The sequence below is a fragment of the Mycobacteroides sp. H001 genome, assembly GCF_001440005.1.
In the GTDB taxonomy this organism is placed as follows: domain Bacteria; phylum Actinomycetota; class Actinomycetes; order Mycobacteriales; family Mycobacteriaceae; genus Mycobacterium; species Mycobacterium gwanakae.
In genome coordinates, this window is record NZ_LJYH01000030.1 from 1 (window position 1) to 22,730 (window position 22,730).

The window sequence follows — 22,730 nt, forward strand, 5'->3', positions numbered from 1 at the left end:
TTCAATCAACGACCATTGAGCATCGGTGAGCAGCTGGAACCGTGACATGGCCTAAGTCTCAGCCGAAACACCCGAAACATTTGTCAGACACGCCCTAGTTCTGACTCGGCCGGAATCCGCCACAGGGCTCGCCTTCGGCGAATGCGTGTGTCGGTCGTTTACCGTTCGAATGTCCCGGAACGAAGGAGCGGCCATGCGAAGCGGATTCCTGGTGCTGTTGGTGTGGGCCGGTCTGTTGGTGGCTCCTCTGGCGGCGGCCGACCCCGGCGCCACCGCGGTGGACCCGGCATCCCCGGAAGCAACCACGATCCTGGCGCCGGCGCTCGCGGACGTGACGGCTCAGCTCGGCAAGCCGGTACGCCTCGACGTGCGCAGCCTCAAGGCTGCCGACGGCTGGGCCTTTCTGTGGTCTGCCATGCAGGAACCCGACGGCAACCCCATCGACTACACCGGCACCCCCTTTGCCGAAGCGGCGGCCAACGGCGGTAAGTCCAAGAAATACGTAGCGCTGCTGCATCAGGACGAGCAGGGCTGGACGCTCGTCGACAAGCGGGTCGGCCCGAGCGATGTCGCCTGGGCCGGGTGGAGTGCGCAGTACGGCGCGCCCGCGGCGATCTTCGATATCCCGGTCTACTAGCCGCGGCGCGGGCCAAAACCGCATGTCCCGCCCGATCCAACGTGTGATCCTGGTCGGGCTGGGCGAAGCTGTCCGCAGCGGCCCGTATCGTGGGGTGTCGTGAAGTACCCCAGGCCGGATATCCGTGATGCGCTGACGCGGCGGCGCGCGCTCACGATGTTGGGTCTCACGGTGCCCGCTGTTGCTGCGGCCTGCACGACCGTCGGCCCGAATGCGCCGCAAGATGCCCCGTCACCGGGGGCGGTCCTGACCTTCTTGCCGGATGACAAGGCCAAGGACGTCAACCCGACTGCGCCGGTCAGCGTGACCGTGGCCAACGGGTGGTTTCAGGACGTGAAGTTGGTCAACGCCGACGGCAAGGTCGTCGCCGGAGCCCTCAGCCGCGACCAGACGAGGTTCCGCACCACCGAACCCCTGGGGTTCGACGTCACGTACTCCTGGAAGGGTTCGGCGGTAGGCCTGGACGGTAAGGCCGTCGCCGTGTCCGGCTCGTTCACCACTCTGGTGCCGACGGCGAAGGTCAACGGTCAGTTCCAGCTCGCGGATGGGCAGACGGTGGGGATCGCGGCTCCGGTGATCATCCAGTTCGACGCACATATCGCCGACAAGGCCGCGGCGGAGAAGTCGCTGAGCATCACGTGCGATCCGCCCACCGAAGGTGGTTGGGCCTGGCTGCCCGATGAGCAGCAGGGCTCCCGGGTGCATTGGCGATCACGTGAGTACTTCAAGGCCGGCACCAAGGTGGCAGTTAAGGCCAATCTCTATGGAATTCCCCTGGGGGACGGGGCATTTGGCAATGAGGACATGTCCCTGGACTTCAGTGTGGGGCGCCGCCAGATTGTCTACGCCGATGCGCCGAGTCACCGCATTCGGGTGACCACCGACGCGGGCACCATCTTGGACCTGCCGTGCAGCTATGGCGAGGCGGACCTGCCGCGCAACGTCACCCGCAGCGGGATTCACGTGGTCACCGAGAAGTACGAGGATTTCTGGATGTCCAACCCGGCGGCCGGGTACACCAACGTTCACGAGCGTTTCGCGGTCCGGATCTCCAACAATGGCGAGTTCATCCACGCCAACCCCAACACCGTTGGCCAGCAGGGCAGCACCAATGTCACGAACGGTTGTATCAACTTGTCGCTGGGGGATGCCGAGTCGTACTTCCGCACCGCCATCTATGGCGATCCCGTTGAGGTGACCGGTACTTCGATCGAGCTGTCGTACGCGGACGGCGATCTGTGGGACTGGGTGGTGGACTGGCCGACCTGGCAATCGATGTCGGCGCTGCCCCCGAACCCCAAGGAACGGACGATCACGACCACGCCGTCTACCTCGTCCATCCCGACCACCGTTCCGCTCACGCCGTCGGGTGCGCCGACACTCTCCGGGACGCCCACATCAGCCCCGTTGACCCCGTCCGGAGCGCCGTCATTGTCCGGTACGCCGACGACCACGCCCCGCTAGTCGCTCGGATCTGTTTGTCGAAGAAGAGGATTGGCGCTCTGCGTGTTCAGTCGCGTGTCGCCCTGCGGGTAGAGGAGGCCTGATCCCGCGGTTTGACGACGATCTGGTCCAGGTTGACGTGCGATGGCCGCGACGCCACAAACGCGATGATCTCGGCGACGTCCTCGGCAATCAGCGGAGTGATGCCCCGGTAGACGGCATCGGCCCGGTCCTGGTCGCCGTCGAAACGCACCACCGAGAATTCGGTTTCCACCGCACCCGGAGCGACCTCGGTGAGCCGCACCGGCTTTCCCAGTAGCTCACCGCGCAGTGTGCGGTGCAGCGCGGCCTGCGCGTGCTTGGCCGAGGTGTATCCGCTGCCGCCGTCGTACACGTCCAGCGCGGCGATGGAGGTGACGGTGACGATAAGTCCGTCGCCGGAAGCGATCAGTTTGGGCAGCAGGGCGCGAGTCACCTGGAGGGTGCCCACCACATTGGTCTCCCACATCCAGCGCCAGTGCTCCAGATCCGCTTCCAGTACCGGCTCCAGGCCCCACGCACCCCCGGCGTTGTTGACCAGGACATCCACTCGATCCAGGCTCTGCGCAAGGGCGGCAACCGAATCGGCGTCGGTGACATCGAGCACAACCGCGGTGCCCCCGATTTCCCCGGCCAGTGCGCTGATGCGGTCCTCGCGCCGCGCCGCAACCACAACATGAAACCCAAGGGCTGCAAGTGATTTCGCGGATGCTGCACCGATTCCGGAGCTGGCGCCGGTAACGACCGCGACCCGGCCGTCGAACGTGGGATTGGTCATGGACGCCACTGTAGTCAGGGAGCGGCAATGGGCCGCTAGTAGGACATTGCCTCGTAGGGATGCTAAATTGCGCCTGTGTCCATCAAGCGCGCCGCCGAACCCCGGGTCACTTTCGTGATCGCGGGTATTGGTTCTCGGCTGCCGCTGGCTCGCGAGCTGTGTTGTCGCTGCGTCTGTCGCTGCGCCTAGTTTCTGCACGTCTTTCTTGACGTCCCGGGTGCGGTATCGCCCCAGTTCACAACACCATTAGCCATCAGTAGCCCGCGTTTCAGTCTTCGTCTGAACCCGGCCCCCGCCAAAGGACCCTTCTCATGACTTCTCCGGTTCGCCGACCAGTTTCCCGCCACCAGATTCACCCGCCCGCCCTGTACATCGGCGATAGCGCCGCGTCCTCTGTGTTCCGTGCCGCACGTGTGCGCGGACCCGTGGCTCGCGACGCGATTGCCCAGGTCACAGGCCTTTCCATTGCTACCGTCAACCGGCAGGTGACGGCGCTGCTCGACGCCGGGCTGCTGCGTGAACGTGCCGATCTGGCGGTCTCCGGCGCCATCGGCCGTCCCCGGGTGCCGGTGGAGCTCAACCATGAACCCTTCTTGACCCTCGGCATTCACATCGGTGCCCGCGCCACCAGCATCGTGGCCACCGACCTGTTCGGCCGGACCCTGGATGTGGTGGAAACCCCCACGCCAAACGGCCCGCAGGGCGCCGCGCTGGCTTCGCTGGCCGGCAGTGCGCAGCGGTACTTGGCCCGCTGGCACCGGCGCCGCCCGCTGTGGATCGGGGTGGCCACCGGTGGTGTGGTCGATGGACCGGCCGGGACGGTTGATCACCCGCGTCTGGGCTGGACCGAGGCTCCCGTTGGCCGGGTCTTCGCCGACACGCTGGGGCTGCCGGTCTCGGTGGCCTCGCATGTGGATGCGATGGCCGGCGCAGAGCTGCTGCTGGGGCTGCGGCGTTTCGCGGCCCGTTCCCTGACGAGTCTGTACGTATATGCCCGTGAGACAGTTGGTTTCGCGCTGGCCATCGACGGCCGGGTGCACAGTCCGTCCAGCGGTCCGGGCACTATCGCGGCGCTGCCGGTTGATTCCGAATTGCTCGGTGGCACCGGCAAGTTGGAGACCACCGTGAGTGACGAGGCAGTGCTGGCGGCCGCACGCAGGCTACGTATTGTGCCGGCAGGTGACGGCGTGTCGGTGAGCGCGGTATACAAAGCCGCGCGTGGCGGCAATGACTCTGCGCAGCAACTGCTTTCCGAGCGTGGCCGGGTGCTGGGGCAGTCGGTGGCGCTACTGCGAGACATCCTGAACCCAGACGAGGTGATCGTCGGTGGGCAGGCCTTCACCGAATACCCCGAGGTGATGAACGACGTCGAGACGGCGTTCCTGGATCGATCGACGTTGTCCAAGCGCGATATTCGGGTGACGGCGTTCGGTAACCGGGTTCAGGAAGCGGGTGCCGGTGTGGTGTCCCTGGGGGGATTGTTCGCCGATCCGCTGGGCGCCATGCGACGGGCGTCGGCCCGGCGCTCGGAGACCTCCGCACTGGCCTAGGCTCGTCATGCGCCGAGAGTGACGCTATGGCGGGAATTCCCGCGGTTTTCCGCCATAGCCTCACCGAGGCGATGTGATTGCTGGCGATTTGGCCGCGAATCTACGACTCGGGGCCAAAAAGTGATAGGCATGTGCGCATGACGCATATCCACCACGTGTCCTCTGCGAAGGTGCCGATGGCGTATGCCTTCGACTACATCAGTGATGCGCACCACCTGGCGGACTGGATGTTCGGGATCGAGCACGTTCGTTTTGTGAACGACGTGCCGCGGGGGCTCGGAGCGAAATACGACATCGCCATCAACCTCGGCGCCACGCTCCGGTCGACGATCGAGGTGACGGGGTGGGACCCCGACACCCTGTTCACCACCGAGTCGCGTTCCGGGATCGACAACCAGATCGAATGCCGGTTCCGGCCGATATCCGATGACGAAACCGAGCTGGAGATCAACATCGACTACCGGCTGCCGGGCGGGCTCGCCGGGCGGGCGCTGGGCAAGGTCATCTCGCCGTTCATCTCGCTGGCCATCACGCATTCGGATGAGAAGTTGCGCAAGATCCTCGAAGAGGGATACCGGCAGAAGATCGCCGCACGCTGAGGCTCAAGCCGCTGGTAGGAGTGCTGCACACCGATAGCTTGTGCGCTAGTGACAAGATGGCAGTGTGCTTAGTGGCGATGAGTTCGCGCGCCGGGCGGTTTCGGCGCTGAAGCCGCGCCGCATCGCCGTCCTATCCGTACACACCTCGCCACTGGCTCAGCCGGGCACCGGCGATGCCGGCGGCATGAACGTCTACGTGCTGCAAACGGCCCTTCAGCTGGCTCGCCGGGGTGTCGCCGTCGACATCTTCACCCGTGCCACCGCGTCCTCCGATGAGCCGGTGGTATCCGTCGCCGATGGGGTGACCGTGCGCAATATCGTCGCCGGGCCGTTCGAGGGCCTGGACAAGTACGACCTGCCCACCCAGCTGTGCGCATTCACCGCCGGGGTGTTGCGCGCCGAGGCGGTCCACGAGCAGGGCTACTACAACCTGGTTCACTCGCACTACTGGCTTTCCGGTCAGGCGGGCTGGCTGGCCCGGGACCGATGGGGCGTTCCGCTGGTTCACACCGCGCATACGCTCGCCGCGGTGAAGAATCGGACGCTCGCCGAAGGAGACCGTCCGGAGCCCGCGTTGCGTGCGGTGGGGGAGCAGCAGGTGGTGGATGAGGCCGACCGGCTCATCGTCAACACCAAAGATGAAGCCGAGCAGCTGGTTTCGATACATGCCGCAGACCCCGGCCGCATCGATATCGTGCATCCGGGTGTCGATTTGGACGTGTTCACGCCCGGAGACAAGTCGGCCGCGCGTGCCGAGCTCGGCCTGCGAGCCGATGAACAGATCGTCGCCTTTGTCGGAAGAATTCAGCCGCTCAAGGCTCCCGACCTGCTGGTACGTGCGGCCCAGCAGCTGCCAGGGGTGCGAGTTCTCATCGTCGGTGGGCCATCCGGTAGCGGTCTCGACGAGCCCACGGCATTGCAGGATCTCGCCGTGGATCTCGGCATCGCGGACCGTGTCACCTTCCTACCGCCGCAGTCACGAGAGCGGCTTGCCCAGGTATATCGGGCAGCCGATATCGTTGCGGTGCCCAGCTATTCGGAATCATTTGGCCTCGTGGCGATCGAGGCTCAAGCGTGTGGCACTCCGGTGGTGGCGGCCGACGTGGGAGGCCTTCCGGTGGCTGTCGCGGATCAACGTACCGGTCTTCTGGTCCCGACCCATTGCACCCAGGACTGGGCGGATGCCATCGGGAACTTGTTGGCGCGTAACGGTTCCGAGCTCAGCCAGGCGGCCGCTGCGCACGCTGCGGGCTTCTCCTGGTCCAGCACCGCCGAGGCCCTGCTGGCCAGCTACAGCCGCGCCATCGCTGATTACCGTGCACCACAAAGGCCCGCGACGCCGCGTGCGCCGCGTGCGCGATTCCGGTCGCGCCGGCTGTCCGGCTTGCGGCGATGACCACCGCGGGGGAGGCCTACGCCACCATTGTGCGGACGCTGGTGGACCGGGAGGTCACCTTTACCGAGCACCACGGGCCGGACGGCAAACCGGCGCTGATCGTGGAGCTGCCGGGCGAACGCAAGCAGAAGATCACCACGATGCTCAGCCCGGGTGAGCATGCCGTGCGCGTCGAGGTGTTCGTGTGTCGCCGACCCGACGAGAACACCGAGGGCGTTTACCGCTACCTGCTCAAACGCAACCGCCGCTTGTACGCTGTCGCGTACACGATCGACAACATGGGCGACATCTACCTGGTGGGCCGCCTGCCGCTGCCCGCGGTTACCCCGGATGAGATCGACAGGTTGCTCGGGCAGGTGCTGGAAGCCGTGGACAACGACTTCAACATCTTGCTGGAGCTGGGATTCAAGACGTCCATTCAGAAGGAATGGGCGTGGCGCACTTCGCGGGGCGAGTCGTTGAAGAACCTTGAGGCCTTCGAGCATCTCATCGAGGATTGACCCTCTTCGGGCAGTACAGGCCCGAAGACACAAGGACCATCAGCACGGACTAGACGCGGCGTGCAAGACTGTCCGGCGTGACGTTTCGTAGCCCTCTGCCCGACGTTTCCATTCCCGACTGCTCGGTCTACGAGTACGTATTCGGAGATACCGGCGTAGACGACAGTCGTGTCGCGCTGATCGACGGGCTTTCCGGTGCGCAGACCACCTTCGGCGAGCTGCGGTCGCAGGTCGACGCCACAGCGGCGGGTCTGGCCGCCCGCGGGTTCGGCCTCGGCGATGTCGCAGCGGTCTTCCTGCCGAACTGCTCGACGTTCGCGGTGGTGCTGCACGGCATCTTGCGTGCTGGCGGTACCGCCAGCACCGTGAACGTGTTGTACACCGCCGAGGAACTGGCCAAGCAGCTCATCGATTCCAAGGCGCAGCTCGTTTTCACGGTCTCGCCGCTGCTGTCGCGCGCGCTGGAGGCCGCGGAGATCGCGGGCATCGATGCTGCCAATGTGATCACCATCGACCCCGTCGAGGGGCGTCGCTCGCTGGCCGACATCGTGCGGCCCGATCTGGCGCCGCCAGAGGTTTCCTTCGATCCGGCAACGCATTTGGCAGTGCTGCCGTATTCCTCGGGAACCACCGGCAAGGCCAAGGGCGTCATGCTCACCCACTACAACCTGGTCGCCAACATCGCGCAGGCCAAACACCTGTACGGAGTGGAGCAAGGCGACCGGGTGCTGGCCGTACTTCCGTTCTTCCACATCTACGGCTTGGTAGTACTGCTCAACGTGCAGCTCAAGCTGGGCGCCGAGCTGGTGATCCTGCCGCGCTTCGAGCTCGATACCTTCCTGGGTTCCATCGCCAACTACCGCGTGGACCACGTCTTCGTGGCGCCGCCGGTGGCGGTGGTGCTGGCCAAGCATCCGGATGTCGACAAGCACGACGTCTCCTGCTTGCGATCGGTGTTCTCCGGCGCCGCTCCGTTGGACGAACAGCTGGGCAATGCCGTTGCCGCACGACTCAATTGCCGCGTCAGCCAGGGTTATGGCATGACCGAGTTGAGCCCCGTCAGCCACCTCATCCCGCCGGGCCGGCCCGATATTCCGCTGAACTCGGTGGGTATCCCGGTCCCGAACACCGAGAACAAGCTCATCGATACCGAGACCGGTGCGGAGATCGATGTACCGGCCGAAGGCGAGAGTGCCCCCGGCGAGCTGCTGGTACGGGGCCCCAATGTGATGGCCGGTTACCTCGGCAACGAGGAGGCCACCGCGGCGACGATCGAGCCCGACGGATTCCTGCACACCGGAGATATCGCTGTCGTGCGTGCCGACGGAGTGGTGACGATCGTCGACCGGCTCAAGGAGCTCATCAAGTACAAGGGCTACCAGGTGCCGCCCGCGGAATTGGAGGCGCTGCTGCTGTCCCACCCGGGTATCGGCGACGCCGCCGTGATCGGCGTTCCCGACCCGTCCAGCGGCGAGATTCCCAAAGCCTTTGTGGTGCGCACCGATTCCGACCTCACCGATGAGGCCGTTATGGCCTTCGTCGAGCAGAAAGTGGCTCCGCACAAGCGGATTCGGCAGGTGGAGTTCATCGACGCGATCCCCAAGAGCGCGGCGGGCAAGATCCTGCGCAAGGACCTGCGCGCGCGTATCTGACGCGCGAAATCCGCTGGCGGATTCTCAGACTCGAGTGGCACCCTGGAGCACATGGGCCATGTGTACGAGGAGATCGACGACAAGCTCGCTCGATGGCTGACCGAGCAGCCGGTGTTCTTCGTGGGCACCGCACCCTCCGGCCCGGACGGGCATGTCAACGTCTCCCCCAAGGGCATGGCCGGGACCTTCGCGGTGCTCGGTCGACACCGGGTGGGCTACCTGGACTACTTCGGCAGCGGTGCGGAGACCATCGCGCACGTGCGGGACAACGGGCGCATCGTGCTGATGTTCTGCTCGTTCGACAAGCGCTGCCGCATCATCAGGCTCCATGGCACCGCGCGTGTCGTGCAGTTCAACGAGCCTGAGTACCCGGAACTTCGCGGCCACTTCACCCAGGAGCTCGAAAAGGGTGCGCGTTCAATCATTTTGGTTGATGTCACGCGGGTGGCCGATTCGTGCGGTTATTCGGTTCCGCTGATGGACTTCGTGGGGCATCGCGACGTGTACGAGAAGCACATCGAGAAGGTGCCCGAGGAGAAGATGACTCTGGATAGTGCGCTGGAGAAGAACGGCAGCTCGATCGATGGCCTGACTGCCCTGCGGTAGCCTGCACGCGGTACGACTAACCCGACATTAATCTCGCCGGACTCTTGACAAGCGGTCGGGCGTGACAGACGCTTAGTTTACGTTTGCGGATGATGCGTAAGCGATAAGCGAAGGGTGATGCCAATGACGGCACCCGACGCGGGAGCCTACCCGCGCCGACGTCCAAAGGTCAGCTACGGGGCCAGCGCGGTGGTGACGGGCGCGGGCAGCGGGATCGGCCGAGCATTCGCAGAGGCCATCGTGGCCCGCGGCGGCCGGGTGGTATGTGCCGATATCAACCTGGCCCGCGCGCGAGAGACCGCCGACCAGCTCGGACGGGTCAGCGCGCACCCGGTCGCGTGTGATGTCAGCTCGTACGACGAGATCGTCAAGCTGGCCGATGTCGCGACCGACTGGCTTGGGCACGCCCCGGATCTGGTGATCAACAATGCGGGGATTGGAACCGGCGGTAAACCCATCGGTGAGGTGTCGATGGACGATTGGAACGCCACCATCGGTATCAACATGTGGGGAATGATCTACGGCTGCCAGGTCTTCACGCCGCTGCTGCGGGAACAGGGATTCGGCGGCATCATCAACGTATCGTCGGCCGCCAGCTTCGCGGCCGCGCCACTGATGGGTCCCTATAACGTCAGCAAGGCCGCCGTGCTCGCACTGTCGGAGACGCTGCGTGCCGAGCTGGCCGGTAGCGGGGTGCGCGTGACCGTGCTGTGTCCCACGGCGGTCAAAACCAACATCCTGGATGGTGCGCGTATCCCCGGGCCGCTGAGCAACCTCGCGAGCACCGCATTCAAATGGGTTGGGGTGTCGCCGGAATGGATCGCGAAGACCACCCTCAACGCACACGACCGGGGGCGGCTCTATGTGGTGCCGCAGCCCGATGCCAAACTCATCTGGGCCATGAAACGACATGCGCCCGTGCCCTATTCGTGGGGCGCAGGAATCATCTCGCGACTGGGCCGATTGCTTCCCGAGGACACCGATCCGCGTGAGTTATGGGATACCGCCTACGAACAGGAGTCCCCGGTCAAGGTGGTGCGGTGATGCCCGGCCCGGTGCTGCCGGTCGTCGTGGTAGGCGCCGGATACACCGGTTTGGGCACCGCGGTGGGACTGCAGGAGGCAGGGATCACCGGCTTCACCGTGCTTGACCGCGCCCGGCCGGAACCGGGGAGTTGGCGTGACGACACCATTGCCCTGTTCGGCCTGGGCCCCCATGTGACGTTCGGCAGCGAGGTCACCCGCATCGAACTCGACGATGGCGTATGGATTGTGGATTTAGAAGGGGGACAACGCGTCACTGCACATACGGTGGTGCTGGCCACCGGGTCGGTAGGCGGTAGTCCGGACATCCCGGGACTCGACGGATATACCGGAAAGGTCCTCGATGCCGCCGAGGTCGGTGACGGTGCGGGGCTCGCTGGGCTGCGCGTCGCGGTGGTGGGCAACAGTGCCGCCGCCGCGTCGATTCTGCCGGTAGTGGTGCGAAATGCTGCCACTGTCAAACTTTTTCAGAGCTCACCCGATTGGATACTGCCCCGGCCGAGTGGCCGGATCGGGCAACTTCTGGACCGCACGCTGCGCGACGAGACGCGCCAGGCCTGGTTCTCGGGTAGACGGCCCAAATCGCGCGGACTGCTCGAAGTGGTGGCCCAGCGCAACCTGCGCCGGCGCGTGCCGGACCCCTGGATTCGGCGTCAGCTGACGCCGTTAAGGCTCACCGGTCGCCCCAACGTCGTGGTGACCGATGAGTTCCTTACCGCCTTGCAGGCGCGCAACTGCAAGCTGGTTACCTGGCCGATTGCCCGGTTCAGCAGCGGGGGCATCCGCACCGCCGAAGGCATCGACCACCAGTGCGATGCGGTGATTTTCGCGTCCAACCCGGATGCAGGCTCGAGCACCGAGAGGGTGTCGGTGGTGGGGGCGCGGCGCCGCAAGCTGAAGCAGGCGGGCAGCATCCCGACCACGGTGGCCGGTTTCCCGAACTTGTTCATCGCCGATCCGCCGACGACCGAACCGAGTCGCGACAGTGCTCGCAAGACGCAGGCACGGATTAACGCGGTAGTCGGCGGGGTGTCGCTGGCATTGCGCTCGCTGGACGCGACCGGAACCGTGGTTGTCGAGGCCTCACGGCGCACCAAAGCCACCGCAGCGCTCACCGCCATTGGATTGCGGCCAGTGCTGTCCCGGGCCCGCCTGGACAAAACGGGTAAGCCGGGCGTGCTGCTGGCGCGGCAGATCGTCTCGACCATTATGGCGATCGGCGGATCGATGCCCCGCGGTACCGAGGTGGCTCGATTGAGAGATCCGCTACGGGGAGAATGGGTTCGGGCGGGCGCGGCGCTCAGCGCCGATGATCCCGGTCCGGTCATCCTGTACGTCCACGGCAGCGGCTACGTCATCTGCTCGGCGAAAACTCACCGTTCGATGGTCGCCCGCCTTTCGGAGGCAACGGGGCTGCCGGCCTTCACCGTCGACTACCGGCTGGCACCCGAACATCTCTTCCCGGCCGCTGCCGACGATGTTCGGGCCGCCTATGACTGGTTACTGGAACGTGGCCACGCTGCCCAGGACATTGTGGTCGCCGGTGATTCGGCGGGTGGCCATCTCGCGGTGGACCTGCTCATCGAGAATCATCGGCTGGGTGTACCCCAGCCGGGCGCGATGGCATTGTTCTCACCCCTGCTGGACCTGACGCTCGGCCTGGCCGCCGAACGTGAAAAGGTGCAGCCCGACCCGGTCATCACCGCGGCGGCCGCCAAACATCTGGTGGACAAATACACCCGCGCTGAGCCCGCGGATTCGCCACGCTTACGCCTGAGCTTTCCGCCCGGTATCGCATTGCCGCCCATTCTTATTCAGGCTGGCGGAGTCGAGTTCCTGGCCGCCGACGCGCAGCAGCTGGCACACATGATCGAGCAGGCCGGCGGGCAGTGCGATCTGCAGGTCTGGCCCGGCCAGATCCATGTTTTCCAGGCGTTGCCCCGGTTGATTCCGGAGGCCAACCCGGCGCTGAGCGAGGCCGCCCGATTCATCACCGGGGTGCTGACCCATCGGCCGTCACGCACGGCCCGGACCGCGTAGGAAGGACGAGAGATGGCCATTGTTCTGGAAGACATGCTGCAGACCATCAAGGACAAACAGTGGGCCCTGGCCGATGTGGACTGGGACGCACCCGGTGCCGAGCAGATCACCGATGAGCAGCGGCCCAAGCTGAAGGCCTTCATGGCCGACCTGGTCTGGATCGAGAACATCGGTGCGCGAGGCTTTTCGGCGTTGGCCAAGAAGGCCCCCAACGAGACGCTCGCGGAGATCTATCGGTACTTCCATGCCGAGGAGCAAAAGCACGCGAATGCGGAGCTGGCATTGATGCGGCGCTGGGGCATGCTCGAGCAGGATGAAGTGCCCGTCCCCAATGTGAACGTGCGCTTGGCCATTGAATGGCTGGACCGCTACTCGGACGGGCTGTCGCTGACCGTGTTGGGCACCATCATCCCGTTACTGGAAGTGGCCCTGGATGGCGCGCTGCTGAAATTCCTGCTGGAGGAGGTCAACGACCCGATCTGCCACCAGGCCTTCCGGCATATCAATTCCGACGAATCACGCCATCTGGCAGTCGATTTCCATGTGTTGGACATGATGGGTCAGGGCAACCTGCGCCGTGTCGTCATCGAGAATGTCGCTACCGTGCTCAACCCGTCGCTGCTGATGGGTCTGCTCTTGGGGCTCGGCACCGGGATCCCGCTCATCAACCGGATCAAGGGCAATCTGATTGGCATGGGCCTGCGTGAGCAGCGCCTGTATGACGCGATGGAGCGGTTCGTCAACGTCGGCAGCCGTGGCAAGGGCACACGACTGCTGGTGTACCAGGTACTGCGGCTTGGTGCGGCGATGATCACCAATGCACAGAACCCTCTGCACGGCCCGTATCACGCGGTGGCCAACACCATGGTCAAGCTGTCCGACTATTACCCCAAGCGCTGGCTTGCCGAACAGCCGAGCTGGTCCAAGGAACTCACCTACGAGGTCAGTGCATGAGTGACCAACCTGATCACTATGTCGCCGTCATCGGTGCCGGGCTGGCCGGATTCGGTATCGGGTTGGAGCTGCGCCGGCGAGGTATCGACGACTTCGTCATCTACGAGCGCATGGACGGCGTCGGTGGTACCTGGCGTCAGAACGTCTACCCCGGTATCGGAGTGGATATTCCGGCGCAGGCCTACCAGTTTCGCCATGCTCTGAACCCCGAGTGGACCAGGTTCTACGCCAAGGGCGGGGAGGTACTCAGCTACATCGAGCGGCTGTACCGCGAGAACGACGTGCAGCGATTCGTCAGATTCGGCAGTGACGTGGGCGCGCGTACCTGGGACGAGGACGCGAAGTTGTGGCGGCTTCGGGTCAATGGGCAGGAGGTGACGGCCAGATTCGTCGTCGTCGCGGCGGGCCCATTTCCCGAGCCCAAACCGGCAGAATTGAAGGGGCTTGACGACTTCCGCGGCACCGTCCTGCGTTCGGCGGCCTGGGACCACAGCGTGGATCTGAAGGGCAAGCGTGTCGCCATCATCGGCACCGGGGCCAGTGCTGTGCAGATCATTCCCGAGATCGCACGTGAAGTCGGCCATCTCGACGTCTATCAGCGGACGCCGATCTGGGTTTTCCCCAAGATCGACCCGAGCATGCCGGCACCGGTGCGGGCACTGTTCCGCCGGATACCGAGGACTCAGCGCTTGCTGCAGGAGGGCCTGGAATTCATCGTGGGCGGTGCGCTTGTCTACGGGGTGCTCAATGCCGGTCGCCTGGGCAACACCCCAGGGGCGCTGCGTTGGCTGCTCGGTAATGTCTCGTACCGGCTGCAGGTGCCCGATAAGGAGTTACGGGCCAAGCTGACCCCCGACTACGACTTCGGGTGCAAGCGCCCTGCTACCTCCAACACCTATCTGCCGACCTTCAACCGGGCGAACGTTGAGCTGGTCACCGATCCGATCGACACCATCACCGCCGACGGTGTTCGTACCGCCGCGGGCGTGGAGCGAGAGATCGACGCCTTGATCCTCGCCACCGGATTCCGGTTGTTCTTCGACCCGCAGGTGTATCGGGACCGGCCGGTGAGCGGCCGGGGCGGCTTCGATCTCGCCGACTTCTATCAGAACCACCCGCCGCAGAGCTATCACGGCTTCTCCATACCGGGATTGCCCAACAGCTTCAACGTCTTTGGGCAATATGGCTGGACCGGCGGCACCTACCACAGCGTGGTCGACACCGCCGCCATCCATATCGGGCGGGTCATCGGCGAGGCTCAACGGCTCGGGGCCACCGATGTCGAGGTGCGTGCCGACGCGGCCGACGCGTGGACCAGGGATGCGCGGTCGCGCTACACCTACTCGCTGTTCCAGACCGGTAACTGCACCACTGCCAACAGCTACTACTTCGACCACAACGGCGAATCCGCGTACATCAGGCCCCAGACGACGCAGTCCGCACGCCGCTCGTCGCAGGCGTTCCCGCTCGATGACTATGCCTTCGCGGGTCAGGAAGGCCGCGACCGGACGGTCGCGGTGGCGGCAATCGCCGAATAATCGCCGAATAGAGGACACCTTGGGCACGCGGCTGGCGCCGTAACCTGCGGCGATGCCGCGACACGTGGCAATATGACAAGTATCGGGTACTTTCAGTATCGATAACTTTGTGTATCGAATATCTGGCTTGTCAAAGGAGCTTCATGCCCGAGCTGCTGCCCCCGCGTGTTCTCGCGCCTTCGGAGTCCGTGTTCGTCGTCTCGGGTACCACGGTGGCTCAACATTGCTATGGCACAGGCACACTGGAGGATGTCGCGCTTGAGGGGGCCCTCGACGACCTCGTGGGCATGTACCCGTTATTGGGCGGTCGAATCCATATGTCGCGCAAAGGTTTTGAACTTCGATTCACAGGTCGCGAACGGCCGGCCGTCGTGTTCTGGGATGTCGGCGACGCCGACATCGGGGATTACGTCCTGTCCGGGAACTCGGCGTTACCCGTTGGGCAGGTGTGTGCACTGCACGTCTACCGGTCGGGTGAGAAGTTCCGTGTGACGTTTCTTTTGCATCACGCCATCGCAGATGCCGACGCGGCTCTGGCATACCTGCACGACTTGTGGAGTCTCTACACGGGGAGAACGCGCGCAGTCAACGGCATCAGCGGGTTGATGGGTGCGCATCCCATTCCGGCGAGTTCGGAGACACTGCTGCGTGCGCGTGGCTACACCGAATCGACGTCCCGGCAGTTGATGGACCTTCGCCCCGCATACCGCGGGCCCGAACGGATCTGGACCGCGTTTCGGCCACGTCGTGCCCAACGAGCACGCATTCACCTGTCGGTGGAGCAGACCGATCGGCTCATTGAGGTAGGGCGTACGCACGAGGTCACACTCAACGGGCTCGTCAGCGCTGCGCTGGTGCTCGCCGAACGCGAGATTTCAGGGAAAAGTGAACTACCCGTGGCGGTTTCCTCATTTGTGAATCTGCGCTCCCGGATTGATCCGCCGGTCGCGCCGACGGAGGGCACCAACGTGCTGGGCATTGCCGAGACGATCCTCGAGGTCGGGCGCGGCAGCGACGCGCTTGACCTTGCCCGCCACGTCATGGCGGATATCCGCGAGGGCTTACGAACCTCCCGCATTCACCAAACCGCATTTGTCCGTGGCGATATCCGGCGGGCACTGGCGTTGGCCAGACGGTACTTCCTGCTGGTGCCGATGGGAGGTTGGGTCCCGACCTTCACCGCCATCCAGATCACCAACTGGGGTCGCGTGTCGGATTTCGCAACACCTGACGGGGTAGATATCAACGATTTTCGTTGCGGTGTCGAGCTCCACGCCGTGAGCGCATTCATCGCGACAAGGGGTGTCGCGATGGTTGAGGGACGCATCTATTTCATCACCAGCTACAACGGGCGTTTGAGTATCGACTTCACCAAGCTCGTGACCGGCAAGAACACTGCGCGGCGAATCGAGCAGATACTGCAGTCTGAGATCGAGAAGTTGATTCCGGTAAAGGTTTTCGACTGAATCGTCAAACACGCATCCCGTGGCCAGTGGTCTCGATGAGTGCAGGAGGTGCCAAAGTGAAGTCGCTCTTTGACTCGTCTGGCTGGGGCCGGGAGCAGATGGGATTCACCGATGACGCCGGACTCTTCGAGGTCGCGACGGCGGCGGTGGGCCTCGCCGCGTCCGCGGGCCTCTCGCCCCGGGCCGTCACCGCGGTGTTTTTCGCCTGCGATACCGGAATGAACGGCGGCGACCCCGTCTACATCCAGCACGTCCAGTTCTTTGAGGCGGCTATCGCCGAGGAGGTCCTCCTGGACATGGTCGTCCAGGAGCTCGACGCCGCACAGCCCGCCCGTCGTGATGACCCCGCCGCACGGACGGTGAACAAGTTGTCTGCGGCAATGAGGGTTCCGGAGCCGCCGTCGGCCAGGTGGTCGGGCGCGGTGGTGGCACTCCATGTCGCGAATGCGCTCAACGTGCTGCGCGTCCGCGTGGGGGTGGTACGCGACCCGGTCGCATGCCGATACTCCGTGCACGAACTCATAACCAATGCGTCTGCGGTGGTTCGGGACATGCGCTGCGCCGATCTGAACAGGGGACAGGGTTGATACGTCGGGAGCAGCTGGGCAGCCACATGAGAGACTGGCGCTCATGAGCGGCGAGACCTCCAATCAGGCACACGGAGCCACCCTTATCCTGCTGCGCCACGGTGAGAGCCAGTGGAATGCGAAGAACCTGTTCACCGGCTGGGTCGACGTCGACCTGACCGAAAAGGGCAGGTCAGAGGCCCAGCGCGGTGGTGAGCTGTTGGCTCAGCAGGGGCTGCTGCCGGACATTCTGTTCACCTCGCTGCTGCGCCGCGCGATCAACACCGCGCATTTGGCCCTCGACACCGCTGATCGGCTCTGGATCCCGGTGGTGCGGGACTGGCGCCTCAACGAGCGCCACTACGGTGCGCTGCAGGGTCTGGACAAGGCCGAAACCAAGGCCAAGTACGGCGAGGACCAGTTCATGGCCTGGCGCCGCAGCTATGACACCCCACCGCCGCCCATCGAGCGGGGCAGCCACTACAGCCAGGATCAGGATCCTCGCTACGCCGATATCGGCGGTGGACCGCTCACCGAATGCCTGGCCGATGTGGTGGCGCGATTCGTGCCGTACTACGAAGAGGCCATTGTGCCGGAACTCCGTGCGGGTAAGACCGTTCTGGTTGCCGCCCACGGTAATTCGCTGCGGGCCCTGGTGAAGTACCTCGACGGGATCTCCGACGAGGAGATCGTGGGACTGAACATCCCCACGGGTATTCCGTTGCGGTATGACCTGGACGAGAACCTCAAACCGATCACGGCAGGTGGGGTTTACCTGGACCCGGAGGCGGCTGCGGCAGGAGCCGCGGCGGTAGCTAATCAGGGCGCCAAATAGCCTTCCCGGTGAGCCTGACCCACCAAAACTTCGCCAATCGGCGAATATTCGGTGAACTCACGCCTAACACCTGTGCGGGAATGTGTGACTTGCTCGGCATTTAGCCGCACGCTGCTGGGGTGACGTTCACCGAATGCGTACGCTTTTCGCGTGACCGCCTCATCGGGCTCTCTGGTTGTGATCGTGACGATCGCAGCCCTCGCGGCGCTTGCTGCGGGTGCGGTGCTGGGCGCGTGGTACTCGCGCCGCTCCTCGACCCACCGCGCGGCCCGGAAAGGTTCGCAGGTAGCCCAGAGCGGTCTGACCGTTTCCCAGATGCTCGAGCGCATTGTCGCCATCTCACCGACCGGAATTGTCGTCGTCGACAAACACCAGGACGTCGTCCTGGTCAACGCCCGCGCGCGGGAGCTGGGCCTGGTACGCGACCGCCAGCTCGACGAGCAGGCATGGACCGCCGCCCAACGGACGCTGGCCACCGGTGAGGCCGTCGAAGTGGATCTGACCACCAAGCCGAAGGCGCCGGGTCGCGCGGGGTTCTCGCTGCGCGGGCACGTGCGCAGGCTCTCCGATGCCGATCCGCGCTGGGCCGTCATCTATGTCGACGACGACTCCGAGCATGTCCGTATGGAGGCCACCCGCCGCGATTTCGTGGCCAATGTCAGCCATGAGCTCAAGACGCCTGTCGGCGCGATGGGCGTGCTCGCCGAGGCACTACTGGAATCTTCGGACGAACCCGAGACGGTGCAGCATTTCGGTGAGCAGGTTCTCGCGGAGTCCCGTCGCCTGGGCAACATGGTCACCGAACTCATCGCGCTCTCCCGGCTGCAGGGCGCCGAGAAGCTTCCCGATCTGGAGGTCGTCGACGTCGACTTCGTGGTGTCCGAGGCGTTGAGCCGGTCCAAGGTGGCCGCCGAGAACGCCGATATCGCGGTCACCACGGACGCGCCCAGTGGTTTCGAGGTGCGCGGTGACCCCACGCTGCTCATCACAGCGATCAGCAATCTGGTGGCCAACGCCATTGCCTACTCGCCGCACGGATCGCCGGTGTCGATCAGCCGCCGGCGCCGGGGCGACAAGATCGAGATTGCCGTCACCGACCGTGGCATCGGGATCGCCAAGGAACATCAGGAACGTGTCTTCGAACGGTTCTTCCGGGTGGACAAGGCGCGCTCCCGCGACACCGGCGGCACCGGGTTGGGTCTGGCGATCGTCAAGCATGTGGCGGCCAATCACAACGGCGCCATCAAGCTGTGGAGCCAGCCCGGCACCGGGTCGACCTTCACGCTGTCTCTCCCGGTTTACGAGGAAGAGGATGACGTGATCGAGGAATCCGCAGACGGCCCGCAAGCAGATCAACCCACCCCCCGCAAAGACGCGACCAACCAAGCCCCGCCGCACGCACCAACCAGCCGCTTACGCGAGGAGCGTCAAGCGACTACACGAGAGGAACATGTACGTCGATGACCAGTGTCTTGATTGTTGAGGACGAAGACTCGCTGGCCGATCCACTGGCCTTCCTACTGCGCAAGGAGGGCTTCGAGGCGACCATCGTCAACGACGGGCCCTCAGCGCTCGCCGAATTCGAACGTGCCGGTGCCGACATCGTGCTGCTGGACCTGATGCTGCCCGGAATGAGCGGTACCGACGTGTGCAAGCAGCTGCGCGCCAAGTCCAGCGTTCCGGTGATCATGGTGACCGCACGCGACAGCGAGATCGACAAGGTCGTCGGGCTGGAGCTCGGGGCCGACGATTACGTGACCAAGCCGTACTCGGCGCGCGAGCTCATCGCCCGCATTCGTGCGGTGTTGCGCCGCGGATCGGATTCCGAAGAGACCACCGCGGGCGATGGCGTCTTGGAGGCCGGCCCGGTGCGCATGGATGTCGATCGGCACACGGTATCGGTGAACGGGGAAGCGATCACCCTGCCGCTCAAGGAGTTCGACCTGCTCGAATACCTGATCCGGAACAGCGGGCGGGTGCTTACCCGCGGTCAGTTGATCGACCGTGTGTGGGGTGCCGACTATGTCGGAGACACCAAGACGCTTGACGTACACGTCAAGCGGCTGCGCTCCAAGATCGAGTCGGATCCGGCCAATCCGGTGCATCTGGTGACGGTGCGCGGCCTGGGCTACAAGCTGGAGGGCTGACCGCTCACCGCAGGGGCCATCACGTACGTGTTTAGACTTTGACGGCATCGAGGCGTTCGTAATTGTGGGACGCTCCGGTTTCGGTTCGGTCAAACACGTCGATGGAGCAGCGAGTGGCGCAGGATCCGCCTCGCCGAGGACGCCCCCCGGTGTCCGGGCTTGCCGACAAACGCCGTCAGCAGATCGTCGACGCGGCCTTTTCGGCCTTCACCGAAAACGGCTACGAGCAGACCAGCATGTCCGACATAGCGGGCCGTGCCGGCATGGGACAAGGCACTGTCTACCGATACGTTGACAGCAAGCGCGAGGTTCTCGACCTGGTCTTCGACTATGCCGTGGAACGCCTCGTCGACACCCTGGCGCTCGACGACTTTCTCGAGGTAGTCGGCGGAACCGCCGGCATCGAAGAACGAAACGACATCATCATGGAGGGCGGCCGCCGCCTCTACGCGCTGGTGGATCAGGAGCCTGCGCTGCTCAAACTTCTCACCGTGCAATCGGCCGCCGCCGACAAGGAGCTCAAGCAGCGAGTCCTCGGTATCCAGTCGATGCTCGACTCCTACGTGCAGCGGGGCCTGGATGGCGGCCGTCGGGCCGGATGGCTGGCCGAGGACGCACAGAACCACGCCGTGCTCGCACGGCTCTTGCCGGCCCTGGTGCTGCCCGGTTTTCTGCTCGCACAAAGCCGGCACGACAACCCCGGTACCCGAGAACGTTTCGTGAGTACCGCTTCGCAGATCGCCGAAAGCGGCATTTTGCGCGACGGTGTCGCCTTGGAGTCGAGCGCGGGGCACAGCGCGGCGGAAACCGTTGATTCCGTGCATGTTCCGGTGCCTGTCGCGGCCGATCGCCGCAATGAACTCCTGGATGCGGCGCTCGGCTGCTTCCTGTCCGCTGGATATCACGCCGTCGGGGTGAACGAGATCGTCGAGCGACTCGGGGTCAGCCACGGCACGTTCTACAACTACTACCAGAACAAACGCGACTTGCTCGATGCGCTGATGGTTCGTGAGTTCTCGGCCATGGAGCCCGTCCTGTCGCGGCCGGTTGGGCGTCTGGATGCCCGTCAGGACATCGAAAACGCTCTCGCGCAAGGATTTACAAACGCGTTGGAGGCGGTGGCCGAAAGGCTGCCCGCATTGATCTTCGTGTGCACGGAAGCGGCCGGAGTGGATCCGGAGGCACTGCAGTCGATCATTCAGTTCTTCCGCTTCGCCTCGGTGCGCAGCGAGCAGTCCGTGTATTCGATGATTGGTGCCGACCGGATAAACCCGTCGATCGATACCGAGTTCCTCGGCCAGGCATTTGTGTCCTTGCTGGTCGGCGCCGTCACTCTCGTCGTCGATGACGACGGCCGGACTGACCGTATTGATGAGTACGCGCGGGCCATCACGCACTTTTTGCTTTATGGTCTGAATCCAGCGCCCTAGGTCGGCGCGGCAATGAAGGAGCATCCCATCGGCGAACCAGTTGACAACGAGGCCAACGCAACTCGAGCTGGCGTGCCGCTGCGTGCGAAGAGGGCGGCGGCGCTGGGCAAGGTTGTCGCCGGTCATGCCGTCCGCTCGGCGATAACGACGGCGATGAAACCGGTCTCGGCGGACGTGGCGGCCCGGCGGGACGCCGATATTCTGCGGTTCGCCGACGACTTGGTGGCCGTCGCGGGCTCGATGAAGGGCGCCGCGCAAAAACTTGGCCAGCTGCTTTCTGTGGTGGACGTGGGTATCACATCCGCATCGGCCAGAGACGAGTTCACCGCCCGGCTTGCGCCCCTGTTCGACAATGCCCCAAGGATTCCCGACGAGACGATGCACGGGGCGCTGGAACGTGAGCTGGGTGAGCTGCGTGCCCGGATCGTGAGCCTCGACGCGGGTGCCATCGCCTCGGCCTCGATCGGCCAGGTGTACCGCGGCCAACTTGACGACGGACGGATGGTCGCGGTCAAGATCCAGTACCCGGATATCGCGTCCAAGGTCCGCGCGGATCTGAAGAATCTGCAGCTGGTCACCAAGCTGGCGGCGAAGAAGATGCCCGCGAGCAACACCCAGGCCATCGTCGCGGAGGTACAGCGGCAGATGATCAAGGAAGTGGATTACCGGGCCGAGCTAGCCCACCACCAGCGGATTTTCGACGCGTTCCAGGGGCATCCGGCATGGCGTATCCCCGAACCGATCGCGCAATTGTGCACCGAGCACGTCCTGGTGACCGAGTACCTCGACGGTATGGCCTTCGACGGCCTTGCCGAACAGGATCAGCCGGTGCGGAACCTGGTGGGGGAGGCGATCTATCGCTTCTACTGCGGTGAGATGTACCGAACCGGATTTTTCTGCGCGGATCCACATCCCGGCAACATCATGCTGCTTCCCGATGGGCGGGTCGGTTTCGTGGACTTCGGACTGTGTATGGATATGGATTACGAGGACGCCGAGGTGCAGCGCAAGGTGTTTCGGGCGCTGCTCTCCGGGGATGATGACCAGGCGTTCGAGCTTGCGGTGGCCGCGGGATTCCTGGCAGACCCGGAGGCCATGGAGCGATGCGCCGCCACCGAGTACATCCGCGCGGTCAGTAACTGGCATCTCGGAGACGGGATCTTGCGGATGACGCCGGATATCGCGCGGCGTTCGGTTGCCGATGCCGTATTGCCCTCGTCCAGGTTCTACGACGGCATCCGTAACCAGCGTCTAGTGGAGACGCATGCGATGGCGCGGCGCACCGAAATGTGTGTGGCCGCACTCCTCGGCAGGCTCGGCGCAGAGGCGCCGTGGTCGGCGATTGCGCGCGAGTATCTCGGCATGGCCGACACCGCCACCCCCATGGGGCAGGCCATAGAAATCTGGTCTCAGCAGCGATAACAGTCATCTGGGAGTAGGTGGGAATGCCGTCTTGTATTTTTGTGAATGGCATGTCAGTCTATAAAACACCTACCCGTGTTCGAGATCAC

Annotated in this window: 20 protein-coding genes; 19 read left to right on the top strand and 1 reads right to left on the bottom strand. The window is 64.4% G+C overall.

Annotated elements, in window-relative coordinates; genetic code table 11:
• Positions 1 to 193 precede the first annotated feature (193 nt).
• A complete protein-coding gene (locus AOT83_RS12875) occupies positions 194 to 637 on the top strand; it encodes a hypothetical protein (RefSeq protein ID WP_030096426.1) in 444 nt (147 codons plus the stop codon).
• A 99-nt stretch (positions 638 to 736) separates the two neighbouring features.
• Entirely contained in the window at positions 737 to 2,101 is a 1,365-nt protein-coding gene (locus AOT83_RS12880) for an Ig-like domain-containing protein (RefSeq protein WP_057964904.1), read from the top strand.
• Positions 2,102 to 2,147: 46 nt separating this feature from the next.
• On the opposite strand, the gene AOT83_RS12885 is transcribed toward AOT83_RS12880, so the two are convergent.
• Positions 2,148 to 2,897 (bottom strand): SDR family oxidoreductase, encoded by a 750-nt coding sequence (locus AOT83_RS12885; RefSeq protein WP_057964903.1) that lies wholly within the window; start codon positions 2,895 to 2,897, stop codon positions 2,148 to 2,150.
• A gap of 311 nt (positions 2,898 to 3,208) precedes the next feature.
• On the opposite strand from AOT83_RS12885, the gene AOT83_RS12890 reads away from it, so the two are divergent.
• The 17 genes from AOT83_RS12890 (at position 3,209) to AOT83_RS12970 (ending at position 22,641) form a co-directional block, all read left to right on the top strand.
• Positions 3,209 to 4,447: an ROK family transcriptional regulator gene (locus tag AOT83_RS12890; RefSeq protein ID WP_030096429.1), complete on the top strand. Its 1,239-nt coding sequence runs from the start codon at positions 3,209 to 3,211 to the stop codon at positions 4,445 to 4,447.
• Between the two features lie 137 nt (positions 4,448 to 4,584).
• The gene (locus tag AOT83_RS12895) at positions 4,585 to 5,046 is read left to right on the top strand and encodes an SRPBCC family protein (RefSeq protein ID WP_030096430.1); all 462 of its coding nucleotides are present in this window, start codon (positions 4,585 to 4,587) and stop codon (positions 5,044 to 5,046) included.
• A 64-nt stretch (positions 5,047 to 5,110) separates the two neighbouring features.
• Complete coding sequence (gene mshA, locus AOT83_RS12900; RefSeq protein ID WP_057964902.1) at positions 5,111 to 6,442, top strand: D-inositol-3-phosphate glycosyltransferase; 1,332 nt, start codon at positions 5,111 to 5,113, stop codon at positions 6,440 to 6,442.
• Positions 6,439 to 6,942 (top strand): YbjN domain-containing protein, encoded by a 504-nt coding sequence (locus AOT83_RS12905; protein WP_057964901.1) that lies wholly within the window; start codon positions 6,439 to 6,441, stop codon positions 6,940 to 6,942. The genes mshA and AOT83_RS12905 overlap by 4 nt, the downstream gene beginning before the upstream one ends.
• A 77-nt stretch (positions 6,943 to 7,019) precedes the next feature.
• The gene (locus AOT83_RS12910) at positions 7,020 to 8,594 is read left to right on the top strand and encodes an AMP-binding protein (protein ID WP_030096433.1); all 1,575 of its coding nucleotides are present in this window, start codon (positions 7,020 to 7,022) and stop codon (positions 8,592 to 8,594) included.
• Positions 8,595 to 8,645: 51 nt separating this feature from the next.
• Positions 8,646 to 9,200: a pyridoxamine 5'-phosphate oxidase family protein gene (locus tag AOT83_RS12915; protein ID WP_057964900.1), complete on the top strand. Its 555-nt coding sequence runs from the start codon at positions 8,646 to 8,648 to the stop codon at positions 9,198 to 9,200.
• Between the two features lie 123 nt (positions 9,201 to 9,323).
• Positions 9,324 to 10,244: an SDR family NAD(P)-dependent oxidoreductase gene (locus tag AOT83_RS12920; protein WP_057964899.1), complete on the top strand. Its 921-nt coding sequence runs from the start codon at positions 9,324 to 9,326 to the stop codon at positions 10,242 to 10,244.
• The gene (locus tag AOT83_RS12925; RefSeq protein WP_057964898.1) at positions 10,244 to 12,283 is read left to right on the top strand and encodes an alpha/beta hydrolase fold domain-containing protein; all 2,040 of its coding nucleotides are present in this window, start codon (positions 10,244 to 10,246) and stop codon (positions 12,281 to 12,283) included. Before AOT83_RS12920 ends, AOT83_RS12925 begins: the two co-directional genes overlap by 1 nt.
• A gap of 12 nt (positions 12,284 to 12,295) precedes the next feature.
• Positions 12,296 to 13,237 (top strand): reductase, encoded by a 942-nt coding sequence (locus tag AOT83_RS12930; protein WP_030096437.1) that lies wholly within the window; start codon positions 12,296 to 12,298, stop codon positions 13,235 to 13,237.
• A complete protein-coding gene (locus AOT83_RS12935) occupies positions 13,234 to 14,775 on the top strand; it encodes an NAD(P)/FAD-dependent oxidoreductase (RefSeq protein ID WP_057964897.1) in 1,542 nt (513 codons plus the stop codon). The genes AOT83_RS12930 and AOT83_RS12935 overlap by 4 nt, the downstream gene beginning before the upstream one ends.
• A 143-nt stretch (positions 14,776 to 14,918) precedes the next feature.
• Positions 14,919 to 16,241, top strand: coding sequence for a hypothetical protein (locus tag AOT83_RS12940; RefSeq protein WP_057964896.1), 1,323 nt, complete (start codon positions 14,919 to 14,921; stop codon positions 16,239 to 16,241).
• A 56-nt stretch (positions 16,242 to 16,297) separates the two neighbouring features.
• Positions 16,298 to 16,828 (top strand): hypothetical protein, encoded by a 531-nt coding sequence (locus AOT83_RS12945; RefSeq protein ID WP_131726959.1) that lies wholly within the window; start codon positions 16,298 to 16,300, stop codon positions 16,826 to 16,828.
• A gap of 43 nt (positions 16,829 to 16,871) precedes the next feature.
• Positions 16,872 to 17,642, top strand: a complete 771-nt coding sequence (locus AOT83_RS12950) for a phosphoglyceromutase (RefSeq protein WP_030096441.1) — start codon at positions 16,872 to 16,874, stop codon at positions 17,640 to 17,642.
• Positions 17,643 to 17,792: 150 nt separating this feature from the next.
• A complete protein-coding gene (locus AOT83_RS12955; protein WP_057964894.1) occupies positions 17,793 to 19,106 on the top strand; it encodes an ATP-binding protein in 1,314 nt (437 codons plus the stop codon).
• Positions 19,103 to 19,789 (top strand): response regulator transcription factor, encoded by a 687-nt coding sequence (locus AOT83_RS12960; RefSeq protein ID WP_030096443.1) that lies wholly within the window; start codon positions 19,103 to 19,105, stop codon positions 19,787 to 19,789. Before AOT83_RS12955 ends, AOT83_RS12960 begins: the two co-directional genes overlap by 4 nt.
• Before the next feature lie 149 nt (positions 19,790 to 19,938).
• Positions 19,939 to 21,219 (top strand): TetR/AcrR family transcriptional regulator, encoded by a 1,281-nt coding sequence (locus tag AOT83_RS12965; RefSeq protein ID WP_057964893.1) that lies wholly within the window; start codon positions 19,939 to 19,941, stop codon positions 21,217 to 21,219.
• A 72-nt stretch (positions 21,220 to 21,291) separates the two neighbouring features.
• On the top strand, positions 21,292 to 22,641 hold the full coding sequence (locus AOT83_RS12970; RefSeq protein WP_057964942.1) for an AarF/ABC1/UbiB kinase family protein: 1,350 nt from the start codon (positions 21,292 to 21,294) through the stop codon (positions 22,639 to 22,641).
• The last annotated feature ends 89 nt before the right edge of the window (positions 22,642 to 22,730 follow it).